Below are 15,424 nucleotides of genomic sequence, written 5' to 3' on the forward strand. Positions count from 1 at the left end.
TTGGCCCATGCACCCTGCCCTGCTCACGCTCATCGCCCTGTTCGCTCTGCTGGGGCACGGCTATTTCTGGATCGCGCTCATTAACCGTCTGCATGCTTGGGCGGGTCCGCATCGGCTCATTGATTTTCTGACGTGGGCCGGCTTCACGACGTTCGCCACGTTGCCCTTGGTGGTTGCTTGGCAGTGGTGGCACGACGGCGATTACTTTTTCAATTCACAAAACACCGGACCTTTGGCTCGCTTCGCCGTGACCTATTGTTTGGGCTGTGCGGTGTTTGGAATGGGGAAACTCTTAGCGCGATTTATTCGCGGTTTTCAAGACGACGATCCCCACACGGTTCGCTCCAAAGAACGCAAATTTCTCAAACCCGACCAGCCGCTACCCAAAGAAACTTTGCGAGGGTTATATCCTCGGATGGTGGGACTTGTTCCCGGCAATGAAGTTTTTAAGCTCGCTATGGATACCAAGCGGCTGTTGATTCCTCGGCTGCCTGAGAAACTAGTGGGGCTGCGGATCGCGCACATCAGCGATTTGCACGTCACGGGGCGGATTGGGCCGGAATGGTATGTGAACGTCGCCAACGAAGTGAATCGCTTACAGGCCGATGTGATTGTGATCACCGGTGACCTTGTCGAAATAGAAGCCTATCGCGATTGGCTGTACGATAGTCTGGCTTTATTGCGAGCTAAATCCGGCGTTTACTTTATCCTCGGCAACCACGATTTCTACATCGATTCTCGCCGGACGGTGGATGATCTCACGGCGCGGGGTCTGACCTATGTTGGCGGGAAAAGTTTGACCGCTCAGTGGTATGACTATCCTGTTTTGATCGCGGGTAATGAAGCACCTTGGGGACCGCGGCTGCCTGAATTGCCTCCTCGTCTTGCTAACTCAACAGAAACTCCGTTTCGGCTGCTGCTTGTTCATAGCCCCGATCAATTCGATTGGGCGTGTGCGAGGGATGGCGACCTTGTGGTGGCTGGCCATGCCCACGGAGGACAAGTTTGCTTTCCGATTTTGGGAGCCGTCGCGGCGCCGAGCCTGTATGGCACTCGTTTCGCGGCGGGAACGTTCCTTCGCGGCAATACGTTGATGCACGTCACGCGCGGCATCGCGGGCGAAACACCTCTCAGATGGCGGTGTCCACCGGAGATTGCGCTGCTGGAGTTGGCGAGCTCCAAATAATCGCAAGCGGCGGTGGTTCGCAAACCGGGAAGCGACTTCAGTGCATTCTCAGCCATTTCCAGGCAGGATTCGTGCAATATCGAGCCGAGATGGCCCCCATCGGCAAACATTTAGGGATTTTGAAGCACTCCGCGCGGCAATCGAGTAGGATACGGTACTTCAAGAGCTTCGAGTTTGTTCGATTGCTCAAACGGAATAGGAGACTGAATGCAGACAATTATTTGTGACAAATGCGGTGAAGATGCCAAATGCCTACGTAAAGAGCAGCTCACCAAAATGCCAGTTCTTCAAGGTCAATCGATGTCAGAGCAAACTTCGATTGGATTCCGCTTCTACATAGAGTGCCCTAAGTGCGGCAACTCGATTCAAGAAAAGCTGCACAATTCTTACTTGGATATTCCGAGCAGCAATCCGTACAACTGAGATTTGCTTTACTGCTTTTGCAGTTCAAGACAAATACCGCCGGCGCGCATGGCCGCGTGCATCTTGGTGTACCAGAGTTCTTGTTTGCAGGGGATGCCGACTTCCTGGCAGATCTGCATTAACTCGCGGCGATTGTGAGTGCGGCAGCACCAAAGACGGCTGGTCCAGGCTCCGGCGACGCTGTCTTCGGTCACCAACAGGAGCATCCGTCCGCCGGGCTTCATCACTCGTGCGAGCTCAGCGAGGCCCGGCCGAGGATCGGCAAGGTGCTCCAAAACATAGCCGCAGGTCACTCCATCGAATGCGTTGTCTTCAAAGGGAAGATGAACGATGTCGGCAGTCACAAAGCGTGGGCGTGAACTCTTGAGTCGCACGCGAGCTCGTTCGAGCATTGGCTGCGATAAGTCGGTGCAATAGATTTCGGATTGGGCGTCGGCGTACTTCAACAGGTGCTGGGCGATCTGTCCGGCACCACTGCCGACGTCGAGAATCGAGCGCATGCCGCGGAGATCAAATTTCCGTTTGCGAAAAAGCCGCTCGCCCAAGGGAATATGCAGCGACAACATGCTGGCCGTGGAGAGGAGGGCCCCCTGCGGACCACCATAAACCTTGCGAACCTTCTTGCGATATTCTTCGTCGCTCACTCGGCTGATGAGGTCGTTTTCGATGAAGCGTTTGAGCGCTGCGTTTTGTTTCCTTTCGGCATGCCGTTCGTCAATTGTTTTTTGCATCGCTCCGCGGAGAAACTTCCGCCTTCCTGTGTTGATTCCACGCCACCGTGATTGCCTGATTAGATGTAAACACGGCGATTATAGATATACCATTCCACCAGTAGCACAACCAGTGCCAATACCAGCAAGGGCTTCCATAACTCCTTACGGATATCGGCATTGGGCGCTTCGGCGGCCACGTCAACGTAGCCAATCTCCAGGCTTTTGACGACATTCAGCCCCCCCTGCCCGGCGCTGGCCGTCTGCAAAGCGACGTCACTTTCCTGCCGGTCAAACAAGTTGACGGCAAACCGCTTGACAACTTCACCGTTGCGAAGCACTTGGTAGACTCCCGGCCGCTCTGTGTCTTGAAACGCCAATTGTCCTGCTGTATCAACTTCCATCGGAATGGTAGCGCCGTCGGGCAATTCCATCTCCACGCGACGTTCGCCCGGCGGTAAGTGCAACTCCACCAGTTCGTGGGGGCGATGGATTTCCTGCGTGTCAGAGTGTTGTGCGAAATGCTCGAGCACGTTGAGCCAGAAACTGGGGAAGCTATGCTTACGTGGCCAATCGGTGTTGAATGTTCGCTGGCCCGCTTCGTTCGTGCCGACGATTTCAAAACCCAGCACGACGTCTTCAAATCGATCGCGGGGGGCAATCGCCATCAAAGGCCCGGCCGTGGAATCAACGAGCACGCGGCCACCCAACGGCGGTTTCACAGTTTGCGCATCGACAATCTGCACGCCCCCCAGCTCGATCAGATTCAACAGCGGATGGCTGCGATCCCAATCGATAATCTGTGGGCCAAAGACGGTGTCGCTCGATTCACCTGCTTGCAATTTCTCGAGCGGCGGGCGGCGACCAATGAATAAGGTATTAGCGTCGGGCATCTTTTGAGGCGCGCATTGGTCGAAGATGATCAAATCGTAGTTGCCCGTGGCAACCTGACGGTTGAATTCGGGTGTCTCTAAGTCATTCGGCGAAAGCTTGTCGATCTTGGCAAAACGCTGGGCACGTTCAGTTTCCAATGCTGCTTCCAAAGCACTGTTACCCGGAGTAACAAGCAACACGCGGGAATCACTGCCGGATTCTAGAACTGCGTAGGCCGTGTTGTCGACGGTTAGACGGTCCTGAAATCCGGCGGCGGGGTCAACCACTGCCCGCAAAGTTCCTTGGGCATCGTTGGACAACAGAAAGGTGGCGGAACCGGTTCCACGAGCTGGCAACTTCACCTCCGTGGCGTCGATCAATTGATCGTTCAAATGCAAGGCCACGGTGGCTGTCGTTTCATTCGAACTGGCGTTGGCCAGTTGAACGAAGGCCTGCAATTGATCGGGGCGATCTTCGCCACGCCGGGTGTTGAGCGCCGTGATCGCCAGATTTTCAGCCGTTTCGGTTCCCAGCGGTAAAAATTTCGGCTGGAGATTGCCCAGCGAAAAGTCGTCGACATTCCCAAAGCGGCCATCACTTAGGATGAAAAGCTCCACGGGCTGCGGCTTTGGCGCAGCTTCGGTTGATACATCCTGCGCTTGCTTAGTCTGTGGATTGGCAAAGCCATCGGCCAGTCGCAGGGCCCCCGAGAAATCGGTTTGGGCGGCAGTCGGTTGAATGCGATTCACGGCATCCTGCAAGCGGCGGCGATTGCCGGTGAATTCCTGCACTACCACTGGCTGATCGGCAAAGGCGATGACCATCGCCGACATGCTCGATTCCATTCGATCGATCAATGAAGAGACACGGCTCTTGGCTTCATCAAGCCTCGACTGGCCGTTCTCGGCATCGGTGGCCGACATGCTGGCCGAGTTGTCGATGAGGAAGATAAACCGCTCGCCTTCGAGTGTTTCGCCCTGCCACCCCGGACGTAGCAACGCCAGGATCGCTAACGCCGCGATCAGCAATTGCAGAAACAGTAGTAAGCTCTTCCGCAGGCGTTGCCAAAAGCTGTTCACGTGCAAATCTTCAATCACGCGATGCCAGAGGTATGTGCTCGGCACTTCAAGCGGTTGGCGCTTGAGCTTGAGAAAATAGAGCGCAAAGATCGCCAACGGGATCGCCCCCATGATCATCCAAGCGGTGGGGCCCAGCGTGTTGCGAAAGAGCATGTCCATTTACCGCACGAGCCCTCGGCGGCGGAGATGCTTGGCTACGAGCTCTTCCACGGGCAACTGATTGTTGGCCAGCAGATAGTGCAAGCCTCGCTTGGAGCAAAACTGTTGGGCCGCGGCGACAAAGCCGTTGAGGGTTTGCTGGTATTTACGTAAGAGCGGTGCGCTCACGGTGATTTCTGCTTCGTTCTGATCCTCGCAATCAACGAGGCGGAGATCCCCTTTCACGTCGGGTTCGAGTTCTTCTTGCGACAGGACCTGAATCACGAAGCAATCCATTTCGTGCGACACGAAATACTTCAGCGCCGTTTCATAGCCCTCTTTATCCATGAGATCGCTGATCAGCACGACGACGCCGCGTCCCGGGTTGCGCAGGCAAAAGTTTTTCACTCCTTGTGCGAGCCGTGTTTCACCGGCGGGTTGGATGGATTCGACTTGCTGAATCATCCGCCAGGCACTGGCCCGGCCGCGGAAGGCCGGGCTGCGCTGACTTACGGCCTGATTGAGGGTTTCGATCCGCACGCGATCGGCTCTGACTAAGCCAACAAAGCCCAAGGCCGCGGCGAGTTGCTTGGCGTATTCCAGCTTCGTCGGCAAGCCAAAATTCATCGAGAGGCTCGAATCAATCAACGCGTAAAAATGCAAATCCTCTTCTTCAAGAAACAACTTGAGAATCAGCTTGTCGAGTCGGGCGTAGAGATTCCAATCGAGCTGCCGGAGATCATCACCAGCCACATAGTTGCGGAAGTCGGCAAACTCGACACTCTGCCCTTTGCGTTTGCTGCGACGTTCCCCCTTCATTCGGCCACGAAAGATCTTGCGCGTCACCAACTCCAAGCGTTCGAGTTGGGCACACAAGGCGGGCGACAGAAGTTTGGGATCGGTGACGCCGGGCATAGGTTCGGTTCGCTGCGCCCTGGGATTGTATTCCCCTGGCGTTAGATGTTCTGCGTAGAATGATTTGGCTACTTAGAATCTTCCGCTTTCTCGGGGACTTTCTTGACGATCTCGGTCAGCACCTGATCGGGTTCAATCCCTTCGGCGGCGGCTTCAAAATTAAGAATCACGCGGTGACGCATCGCGGGCAAGAAGACCCGGCGGATGTCGTCGAAGCTGACGTTGTAGCGCCCGCCGAGCAACGCCCGCACTTTCGCAGCTAATGTGACCGTCTGCGCGCCGCGGGGGCTGCTGCCCCAACGCAAATATTGGTTCGTGATCGGCAACGCGAAGGGTCCGTTGGGATGCGTGGCGAGTGTGAGCCTTACGATGTAATCTTGCACGTGCGGAGCAATGATGACTTCGCGGACCAATCGTTGCCAACGCAAAATCTCTTCGCCGTTCATCACCTTTTCTGGCTTTACGCTCACGCCGCGGGTCGTGCGGTCGATGATCGTGGCCAACTCTTCGCGGTTTGAGTAACCGACCACGAGCTTGAAGAAGAAGCGGTCGAGCTGTGCTTCGGGCAGCGGATAAGTCCCTTCCTGCTCAAGCGGATTCTGAGTCGCCATCACAAAGAACGGCAACTTCATGGGAAAGACTTTGCCGGCGATGCTTACCTTTTGTTCCTGCATCGTTTCGAGCATCGCGGATTGCGTTTTGGGCGTCGCGCGGTTGATTTCGTCGGCCAGACAAATCTGCGTGAAAATGGGACCTTTTTGAAATTCAAAGACCCGTTTCCCTTCGGGAGTTTCCGACACCATGTTGGTGCCAAGGATGTCGGCCGGCATCAGATCGGGGGTGAATTGAATCCGCGAGAAGTCGAGGTCCAGTGTTTCGGCGAGGGTTCGCACGAGCAGCGTCTTACCCAGGCCGGGAACGCCTTCGAGCAGACAATGGCCCCCGACGAATAAACAGGTGAGAACGCCATGGACAATGTCGGCGTGTCCGACGATGACCCGGCCCAGTTGTTCGCTGACGGCTTTGTAACGCTGGGCGAACTCGGCGGCGTCTTTTTCGATGGACTTTGCTTCACTCATGCGCGGTTCTCGGGAAGGTCTGGGTGAGAGAATAGATGCTTGGAGCCGATGAAACAGTTTAGCGAAAGTTGCAAGCGGGCGGTGGCCCAGCGACCAGCAGACGTAACTCATTATTGCATAAGGAGATCGAGTCGGCTATTGCCTACGCGGCAGCTTGACCGGGGGATGGGAGCAACTCTATATTGAGGAATCTGAAATGTGGGTGGGGTTCTGCAATCACTTTATCTGCCGCCGCGAACTTGGCCAGATGAATGGGCCAGATGAATGATCTCCTCTGCCGGCGGGCACATGGAAGCGTTTTTTAACTCGCCGAGAGTTACCTGTTCATTACGTTTTGGTTTTCGGCCTACTGCCTATGCCGCCGATTGTTATCGACCTACGCCAAACTGAAGATACTCGCGATGTCGTGCATCGCGCGGTTCAGACTTTGGCCGAAGGCAAGTTGGTGATCTTTCCCACGGAAACCGTTTACGGGCTGGGAGCGAGTGCTCGCAGCGCCGCGGGAATCGAACGAATTTACGAGGCCAAAGGGCGATCCCTCGACGTTCCGTTGGCACTTGCAATAAAAAGTGCGGAAGAAGCGCTCGACTATGCGCCGCGGCCCGGCAAACTGGCCGAGCGATTTGCCCGGCGGTGCTGGCCGGGCCCCGTGACTTTGGTGGTGGACAATCAGAATGAAGATAGTTTGCTGAGGCGTTTGCCGGCGACGGTTCAGCAGGCGGTCTCGCCCCAGGGAACCGTGGGCTTGCGGGTGCCAGCTCACAGCATCGTTCACGACGTGCTGAGCATGCTGTCGGGCCCGATCGCGCTGACCAGCGCCAACCGCTCCGGCGAACCGGACGCCACAACCGCTGAGGAGGCCGTAAAACACCTGCGCGACCATGTGGCATTAGTGCTCAACGACGGCCCTTGCCGCTATGGCCAGCCCTCGACGGTGGTTCGCGTGTCGGGAAACGAATACAATTGCCTTCGAGAAGGGGTCGTAGGGAAAAGTGCTTTGGACCGACTTTCCGCCATGATTATGTTGCTAGTTTGCACGGGCAATACCTGCCGGAGCCCGATGGGCGAGATGCTGTTGAAAAAACTCGTGGCTGACAAGCTCGGCTGCTCGATCGATGAACTTGAGCAGCGGGGCGTGATTGTGGCCTCGGCTGGCGTGGCTGCCGTGCCCGGGTGTACAGCGGCCATGGAAGCGGTCGAAGTCCTCCAAGAGCGGGGACTTGATATTACGAAGCACGAATCACAACCCCTAACGGATAAGATGGTTCGTCATGCGGACATGATTTTTACGATGACCGGGGGACACCGCCACGCGATTTTGCGTCGCTGGCCTGAAGCCTCGAACCGAACGTTTACGTTGCGAGTCGATGGCGGAGATATTGACGATCCGATCGGCGGCTCAAAAGAACTGTACCGCCAATGCGCCAACGAGGTTGAACAGGCGCTGCGGCAACGACTTGAGACCGTTGATTTCACGTAAAAAAATTGGTACTAGACTTGATACTGATGTCCCCAGGACTTCAGACGACAAACAAGGCAAACTGGTTAGTTTGAAACGCTGCGAAAGGTTTTGAGATGCGCATCGCTATCGGTAGCGACCACCGGGGATACCACCTGAAAGAAAAGCTGACTTCGATCCTGCAAACCAAAGGACACGAAGTCGAAGATGTGGGGACGTCGGTCACCGAGTCGGTCGACTATCCTGACTTTGCTGCGCTGGTGGCTCGCAAGGTGAGTGAGAACAAGGCCGAACGCGGCATCTTGATCTGCGGCACGGGAATCGGCATGGCGATCACGGCCAATAAATTCCCGAACGTTCGGGCGGCCCCCATCACCGACGAAGTCACCGCCGAAATCAGCCGCCGTCACAACGATCTCAATGTGCTGTGTCTCTCGGCCGATATGCTTAGCCCACGCAGCGTTGAGCGGATGGTGGAAGTGTGGATCGACACCGAGTTTGAAGGCGGTCGCCACTCACGGCGCGTGGAAAAGATTCACGAAATCGAAAAGGGCATCAAAGGCGAGAAGAGCTAACTATTGGTGGGTAGGATTTGCAAAATCGCCTGACGGAGTTCCTTGGACTTCACTGGCATTTGCAAAACGACACGGCTTTGGTCTGGTTTAGCTCGATCTTTCCATGCCGCCTGTTGATCGCCCAGCAATAAAACAACCGGTGTGCTTTTAGTGGAGGCCTCTTCAGCAAAACGGTTGAAGGCGTCAACGGCACTCGAGCCGATGTGCCCTGAGCTGAGCAGCACCGCATCTGCGGTTTTGCTGTTTTCATAGAATCGCTGAAATAATCGGTCAGGGTCGCTGGTGAGCAACACGCGATAACCATATTTTTTGAAGAGATCGCGGAGCAAATTTTGCATCTTGGTATCAGACTCGACCACCATCAGCTTGCGAGGTTCGCCGTTGACATCGTGGCCTTCGAGCGGTCCCTAATCTGTCGCCTGAGTCGGCAAATCGCGGTTTTCCTTGACCCGCTTGGCGGCAAGTTTCAAATCGGCCAGCATTTCGGCCGGAGATTGATAGCGCCGCTCGGGATCGAGTTCCATCGCCTTGTTGACGACCCGCACGAGAGCCAAAGGCAAATGGGGATCAATTTCGGTAATCGACTTGATATTCTGAAAACGGGATTTGTCCAAGCGCTTGGTCCGATCGCGATTTTCGGACATAGGAGCCTGACCGCACATTAGCTGGTAGAAAATGCACCCGGCAAAGAAGATGTCGCTGCGCATGTCGTCCTTACGGACATTGGTCGCGCGCTCGAGGCCGGCGTAATCGATTGTCCGCGGGTTGACGCCTTCGCCATCTTCCCCACCTGCTGAGGCCAGACCAAAATCGACTAGCTTGGCCACGCCATCGCTTGAAACAATTACGTTGGACATCTTTAGGTCGCGATGGGTAATCCCTTTTTGAAAGGCGTAAGCAAGCCCCCCCACAATGCCTTCGGTAATACGGGCCGCTTCGAGAGGTTCGAATTTGCCGCGGACTTTGAAGAAGTCTCGCAAGTTATGACCTTCGACGAAGTCCATCACGATGTAGTGAACTTTGCCTTTGGTGAAAACTTCGTGGATGGCCACGATGTTGGGGTGCTTGAGCTGCATGCCCAACTCCCCTTCGCGACGGAAGAGGTCCGCCTCGGCGGGGTCGTCGCTCTTACTCTTGCGGAGGACCTTGATTGCGAACAATTCGTTGGTGAACCGATGAGCCGCTCGATAGACGCGGGCGAAAGTGCCGGCCCCCACGAGATACAAAATCTTGTAGTCACCGTAGACGAATCCTGTGCGATAGCCTTGTTCAAGCCGTTCGAGCTGAAAATTGGTCAGCAACCCACGACGGACGAGTATCTGCTTGAACTGATTGTAGTCGGTGTTATGCGTGCCTACCTCACCCCACACGCCACGCATTTCATCTTCAGACACGATGTTGACGTCAAGGGCACGCTGCGCCAATTGTTCGGCAGTCAGTTCAGTGACCATAGCGCATGCTCGTCCACATCAAATTCAAATCAGGCCAAATAAAATCCCCGCAGTTCCGGCGTGCCTGGGATCCGAAATTGGCATATTGCCCGACACTTGAGATAACCCGGGAATTCCCGTAGTCCCGCACTTAGAGATGCTCTCGCCCAAGTCCACGCTGCTCGCCAATCTCCAGCTATTCTACCAGGGAAAGCGTCGGTTGGAAATCTGCTTAACTCTCGAACTCTTCAAGCTTTGTGCGATATTCGTCGCGTTCCCGGCGGGTCGCTTCGAGATCGAACATCAGATATTTCATGTCCAAGCGAAGTTGCCCGAGGGCATCTTGAACGAGTGTCAGAATCCGACGGCGACGGCGAGTGCTTTCCACGACGGCGTCGACGAGCGGCGCCAATTGCGATGCGATCTCGGGGGACAGGGTGTGGATCGATTCGGCCAGACGTTGCAGATCAGCGGGAATGCTGTCCATGGTGGCCACAGAAGAGTTTTGCATGCTGCTCATGTCGAGTCTCCAAGATGAGTGAGGTCTGACACGCCGTAAAGCAGAGGGCGTACCAAACCGAGGGGAACTCATCGTTCTGTTCACGTAAACGATTGTAATAAAACGACTTACGAATACGCAACGGACTGGCAGCTTGCCTAACCCGGAGAGTCGAGATGTTGAATTCCCGCCATGGAGTGAACTGGCGGATGAACTGAACTCCTGATACAAGCTCGACTTACAGCGATTTCGTAACCATCTTGGTGATGTTGATTTCCCTCAACATCTGTCACCCCGCAAGAACCGGAGTCGGTCGGCAGGGGACGGCGGCCTCTCCACACGGATTCTATACGAATGCAACGAGCACGGCGACTATTTTCGCAATCTAGCGGGATTCGTCTCGCGAGTTTTTTTCGTTGGACAGCGCTGCTCATCGCTTTCATAGTTCTCGCCGGACCCGCGTGCGCGATCGAGCCCATGTTTCGTGATGAGATGGATGGCGTTCAAGCGATGCTCAAGATGCCCATAGAGCAGAACTTCAAAATCTTAGACCAATCAATTGATCATCAACGCGGTGCAGAGCTCATTCGTCTCCAAGGCCCTGCGGGTGAAAGCGCAGAACTGGAGTTCTCCATTCCCAACGCGCCGGTGATCAACGAGTTGTGGATGTCGACTGTCATTCATTGCGACCGCCCAGGGGTGCAAGTGGCCGTTCGCGCCGTCTTGCCGCGCAGTCAGGATCCACTGACAAGGCGGCCTTACGAATTATTGCTCCGGGGAAGCAACATCAGCCGCGGGCTTGCCAGCGAAAAAATTGTGCTTAAGGACTTGCCCAAACTCTTGGAACGCCATGCGCGGGTCGCGCGGCTGCAGACCACCGCATCGATTGACATCCGCGAAGCATACATTTCGCAAATTGTCTTTCTTGTTCCCGGTGGTTATGGAACAACAACGCTAGCGGTTGATCGTGTCGAGTTTTTTGGGGTCTTAAAGAACGGCATAGTCGATCCAGCCGTGCAAATGGCCACGTCGGAAACCGAGCAACTCTTTGAAGGCCCCGTTCTGCCGGGAATGCCCAGCGAATCCACTCCTGCCGCTTTGAGAGCCTCTACCCCTGTACCACCACCAGCGATCGATAAGGCTGCCATCCACCGAATCATCCGTTGGCAAGGTGAGTCTTTTGACTTCCTGGCTCGTTTGGGTTTTAACACGATATGGCTATCACGCCAACCAACAGACCAAGACCTCGCGGAAGCTGTAAAAACGGGTGTTTCACTGATTTGCCCGCCACCGAGTTTGGAACAACTCGATCGGGAAGGGATTCCACCGAAATGGAATCCCGTAATGGCCTGGGATCTTGGGGCGATGCTGGCACGCGAAGACCTCGAACAGGTGGCTCGCTTGCAACGGCAAATTCAGCACTATGAGTCTGTGGAATCGCGTTCGACGGTGATGACCTGCGAACAACTTTCTCGCGACGTGAGCCGAACCGCTGACGCTCTGTTGCTCGGGCGAGAGATCCTGGGGACCGACCTCACGCTTCGCGATTATGTAACGTGGTTGGGTCAGCGGCAACGTATTGCCCGGCCCGGGACACCATTGTGGGTCACAATTGAAACCGAGTTCGGCCCGGCACGCGCCCAACAAGTGACCGCACTCTGCGGTATTACCGATCCGCTGCCGCTCCATGCGTCCCATGAGCAGCTCACTGCATTGACTGCAGCCGCTATGAGCGTGAAGAGCCGAGACTTTGTTTTCAGCTCCGAATCTTCGCTCATGGGAAAAAACCCAGCCTCGCAACAACGTGCACGAAATTTGGAATTGATCAATTTGAGATTGCAATTGCTCACCCCTTGGCTGGCTACTGGCAAAGTGGCTGGCGTGGCTCATAGCTCCGAGCCGGGACTCTCGGCGATGGTCTTTCAAGCCGAGCGTAGCCACCTGCTCATGCCTGTGGCTTGGTCGCGTAACTTTCAATCGCAACAGTCGTTGTATGTGAATCGTCCGGTCTCTTTTGTTGTGCCCGGTGTGGCGGAATCGACCGACGTTTATATGTTGACACTAGCGGGTGCTAAACGCTTGCGGCATGAACGCACCACGGGAGGCTTAAGAGTCTCGACCGAATCGCTGCCGGTGGACGGCTTGATCATGCTCACGAGCGACCCCCAGGCTTTCACACGGGTTTCGCGGTACTTGCGCCAAATCTCTGGCCGCGCGGCTCGCCTACATCGCGACGTCGTGGCGCATCAGCTTCAGCAGTTGGAACAACTTATCGCTGATAGCCCCGAGCGCACGGAGAGCATTGATGCGTTTCGGACGCTGATTGGCCGTTCGATTCAAGAGCTCGCGGCTTGCGATCGTAATTTGGCGAGCGGTTATCACGAGTTGGCTTACGACCGAGCCGACACCATCGAACAGGTGCTCGCGCAGGCGGAATACGTGCTACGAAGCCGGCCAGGGGTTCCGATCACTATGGTGACACCATTGGGGTTCAGCACGGCCACATTATTCGAAGAACGCAAATTGGCGAATCTACTGTCGACGGCCACGGCTAGTGCCGAACTGCTCGCAGGAGGCAATTTCGAAGACTTGAATGGCCTCCTGCAATCGGGCTGGCGGCATCAGCAGCTACCGCTCGCAGGGATAGCTTCCGCCGTGCGACTGAGCCCCGAAACACCTCACGAAGGGGCATATTGCTTGGAACTTGAAGCTCGCAATCTCGACGTCAATGCGCCGATGTCCGTTGTGCCAACTTCTCCCGTTTGGATCAGCACACAGGGAATCCCTGTGAAAACGGGGGATCTGGTCGAGATCACAGGTCTCGCCCGCGTTCCCGAGGAACTCATTGGCACGGTTGATGGCTTGCAGATTATCGATTCGCTCGGCGGACCTGGTATGGCAACTCGCATCACGCACTCTCCCTCGTGGCGTTCGTTTCGCATCCTGCGCGCCGTTGGTTCGGACACGCAAATGGTGGTGTCGATTGCGCTCTCGGGATTGGGGAAAGCTCAAGTGGACGATCTGCGGGTGCGAAAACTTACCCCGGCGGGCACGGTGGCCAATCAGCCGAGTGCCATCCCGCGACAGTGATCATTTCTTGATAACGACAAATCCGCAGCGACGGAAACAGTTGATCGCTTTTTCAGATTTCAGGAAGTCGAGCAGGCGTTGTGTTTCTGCCAGGTTAACGGTGTTTGAAAGTGCGGCGGTTTCGTAGTTGGCGTTTACGCCCTTTGCCGGCAGTTCCAACAGCACCTTCAAACCTGTTGCGTTGCTGATGTCGCTACTAAAGATGATACCTACTTTGGCGGTTCCCGCGTTAAGAGCGGCGATCACGGCTCGCGAATTCCCGACCGTGCGAAGCATCGGTTTCAGCGTGTCGTTCAGTTTTTCGCTTTGCAAGAATTGATGCGTGTATCGTCCCAGAGGGCACTGTGGATCGGCTACGACAAGCGTGATATCTTTGAGTTTCTTTAGGTCGTTGGCTTTACTGATTTTGATGGAAGAGCCGGCAGTCGTCACGATGGCCAAGCCGTTGCTGGCCACGATGCAGCGTGATCCACGGCGAATGAGCCCCGCCTTATTCACGCGATCCACAGGATCCTTGCCTGCTGAAATAAAGAGATCGACTAAACCGCCGTTCTCGATTTGTTCGGCCAGTTCGTTGGAAGCACCGAAGATCGTGCGCACGGAAACGGTGGGGCGCACGATCGCATATTCGCTGACGATCTGAGCCACAACTTCTTGCAAGCTGATCGCGGCTCCGAGATGCAGCACTGTTTTCTCGCTGGTGACGTTGCTCAAAACATGGGGCAACGATTGTGCCGCCGCGGTGCGCAGCTTGGCTTGGATTTGCCGATAGACGTCCAATGCCGCGTGGCCGTAATCCGTTAATTGCGATCCGCCACCACCCTCGCCGCCGATGGCCGTTTCAATGAGTGGTTCGCCCGCGTGCTCGTTGGCCTGCTGGATGAGCAACCAAGCGTGACGATACGAAAATGACAGCGCGCGGGCAGCGGCACTGATGCTGCGAGTCCGGTCGATCGCAACCAACAGATCAGCGGTCACCTCGTTCAGAACTGAATGGCCCTGGTTTTCGATGGAAACGCGAATACCGACGCCCCAATCCTTGTTCCATTTCCGGCAAAAATCGGCGGTTTGATGCTGCTTGGACATACGGCGCTGTTTGACACGAAATTGACTTCACCTAAAATAGACCGCTATAAACATAATAACATAACGAGTAGTTGGCTCGCCGTTTACGCACCCAGGAATTCCCTATGTCAGCTCGAATCGTCTTCATTTTAACTGGCCTGCTAGTCGCCATACCAAGTTTTGCCGCGACTTTTAATGCAGTGCCAATTGAAGATGCGCTTGTGACTTCAGTCAATCCGGCTAACAACTATGGCGGTGCGGGTGCGCTCGGTGCCGCGGCGATTGGGCTGCCCAAGGGCGAGTTTCAGTCGCTGTTGAAGTTCGACCTTTCGGCAGCGAAGGTGAGTTTCGATACCGCCTACGGCAGCGGCAATTGGGCGCTCGACGGGGTGACATTGCAGCTCACTTCCACTAACCCGGGTAATCCACTCTTTAATTCCGCCGCAGCGGGGCAAGTGCTCGCCAGTTGGATGCAAAACGACACCTGGGTTGAAGGGAATGGAACTCCCGCGCTCTCAAGCACCGAGGGAATCACATTCGATTCGCTGCCATCTTTTCTTTCGGGAGCCGATGAAAGCCTTGGCTCGTTTGCGTTCAGCGGAGCAACTTCCGGTACAAATACCTATTCGCTATCACTCTCGGTTGGGCTCAAGAGCGACGCCCTGGCGGGAAGTTTAACGAGCATTCGGTTGAGCGCTGGTGATAGCGGCGTGGCGGCACTATTCAATTCCCGCAATTTTGGCACCCCGGCGGGACGACCGGTGTTGATTCTCAGTGCCAGCGAAGTTCCCGAACCGGCTTCCGGTCTGTTATGCGGATTTGGTATGCTACTCTTCGTGGTTCGGCCGTTCACTGCACGCTTTCGTTGATCACACGTATGTCACGCGCGACAAATTCAATCTG

14 protein-coding genes are annotated in these 15,424 nt (G+C 55.6%); 6 read left to right on the forward strand and 8 right to left on the reverse strand.

The features are described from left to right. Positions 1 to 7: 7 nt before the first annotated feature. Positions 8 to 1,186 carry a metallophosphoesterase gene (locus tag SH678x_RS16115; protein ID WP_496919477.1) on the forward strand — a complete coding sequence of 393 codons (1,179 nt, stop codon included), beginning with the start codon at positions 8 to 10 and terminating at the stop codon, positions 1,184 to 1,186. A 207-nt stretch (positions 1,187 to 1,393) separates the two neighbouring features. Then, positions 1,394 to 1,609: a hypothetical protein gene (locus SH678x_RS16120; RefSeq protein ID WP_496919478.1), complete on the forward strand. Its 216-nt coding sequence runs from the start codon at positions 1,394 to 1,396 to the stop codon at positions 1,607 to 1,609. An 8-nt stretch (positions 1,610 to 1,617) separates the two neighbouring features. Here SH678x_RS16120 and SH678x_RS16125 read toward each other — a convergent pair whose 3' ends face one another. The 4 genes from SH678x_RS16125 to SH678x_RS16140 form a co-directional block, all read right to left on the reverse strand. Continuing rightward, the gene (locus tag SH678x_RS16125; protein ID WP_496919479.1) at positions 1,618 to 2,340 is read right to left on the reverse strand and encodes a class I SAM-dependent methyltransferase; all 723 of its coding nucleotides are present in this window, start codon (positions 2,338 to 2,340) and stop codon (positions 1,618 to 1,620) included. A gap of 59 nt (positions 2,341 to 2,399) precedes the next feature. Continuing rightward, on the reverse strand, positions 2,400 to 4,424 hold the full coding sequence (locus SH678x_RS16130; RefSeq protein WP_496919480.1) for a VWA domain-containing protein: 2,025 nt from the start codon (positions 4,422 to 4,424) through the stop codon (positions 2,400 to 2,402). A 6-nt stretch (positions 4,425 to 4,430) separates the two neighbouring features. After that, positions 4,431 to 5,324 (reverse strand): DUF58 domain-containing protein, encoded by an 894-nt coding sequence (locus SH678x_RS16135; protein ID WP_496919481.1) that lies wholly within the window; start codon positions 5,322 to 5,324, stop codon positions 4,431 to 4,433. Positions 5,325 to 5,392: 68 nt separating this feature from the next. Next, positions 5,393 to 6,403, reverse strand: a complete 1,011-nt coding sequence (locus SH678x_RS16140) for an AAA family ATPase (RefSeq protein WP_496919482.1) — start codon at positions 6,401 to 6,403, stop codon at positions 5,393 to 5,395. Positions 6,404 to 6,758: 355 nt separating this feature from the next. On the opposite strand from SH678x_RS16140, the gene SH678x_RS16145 reads away from it, so the two are divergent. Together SH678x_RS16145 and rpiB are read left to right on the forward strand one after the other, a co-directional pair. After that, a complete protein-coding gene (locus SH678x_RS16145; protein ID WP_496919483.1) occupies positions 6,759 to 7,883 on the forward strand; it encodes an L-threonylcarbamoyladenylate synthase in 1,125 nt (374 codons plus the stop codon). Positions 7,884 to 7,978: 95 nt separating this feature from the next. Beyond that, entirely contained in the window at positions 7,979 to 8,437 is a 459-nt protein-coding gene (gene rpiB, locus SH678x_RS16150) for a ribose 5-phosphate isomerase B (RefSeq protein ID WP_496919484.1), read from the forward strand. Here rpiB and SH678x_RS16155 read toward each other — a convergent pair. The 3 genes from SH678x_RS16155 to SH678x_RS16165 all read right to left on the reverse strand — a co-directional run bounded on the left by SH678x_RS16155 (position 8,434) and on the right by SH678x_RS16165 (position 10,387). After that, complete coding sequence (locus tag SH678x_RS16155; RefSeq protein WP_496919485.1) at positions 8,434 to 8,775, reverse strand: hypothetical protein; 342 nt, start codon at positions 8,773 to 8,775, stop codon at positions 8,434 to 8,436. The genes rpiB and SH678x_RS16155 overlap by 4 nt on opposite strands. Before the next feature lie 69 nt (positions 8,776 to 8,844). Then, positions 8,845 to 9,888 carry a serine/threonine protein kinase gene (locus SH678x_RS16160; protein WP_496919486.1) on the reverse strand — a complete coding sequence of 348 codons (1,044 nt, stop codon included), beginning with the start codon at positions 9,886 to 9,888 and terminating at the stop codon, positions 8,845 to 8,847. Between the two features lie 211 nt (positions 9,889 to 10,099). Beyond that, entirely contained in the window at positions 10,100 to 10,387 is a 288-nt protein-coding gene (locus tag SH678x_RS16165; RefSeq protein ID WP_496919487.1) for a transcriptional regulator, read from the reverse strand. Between the two features lie 456 nt (positions 10,388 to 10,843). Between SH678x_RS16165 and SH678x_RS16170 the strand changes: the two genes are divergently transcribed. Next, a complete protein-coding gene (locus tag SH678x_RS16170; RefSeq protein ID WP_496919488.1) occupies positions 10,844 to 13,456 on the forward strand; it encodes a hypothetical protein in 2,613 nt (870 codons plus the stop codon). Here SH678x_RS16170 and modA read toward each other — a convergent pair whose 3' ends face one another. After that, entirely contained in the window at positions 13,457 to 14,542 is a 1,086-nt protein-coding gene (gene modA / locus SH678x_RS16175; protein WP_496919489.1) for a molybdate ABC transporter substrate-binding protein, read from the reverse strand. A 104-nt stretch (positions 14,543 to 14,646) separates the two neighbouring features. On the opposite strand from modA, the gene SH678x_RS16180 reads away from it, so the two are divergent. Next, entirely contained in the window at positions 14,647 to 15,390 is a 744-nt protein-coding gene (locus SH678x_RS16180; RefSeq protein WP_496919490.1) for a hypothetical protein, read from the forward strand. The last annotated feature ends 34 nt before the right edge of the window (positions 15,391 to 15,424 follow it).

The sequence above is a fragment of the Bythopirellula superficialaquae genome, from assembly GCF_059632245.1.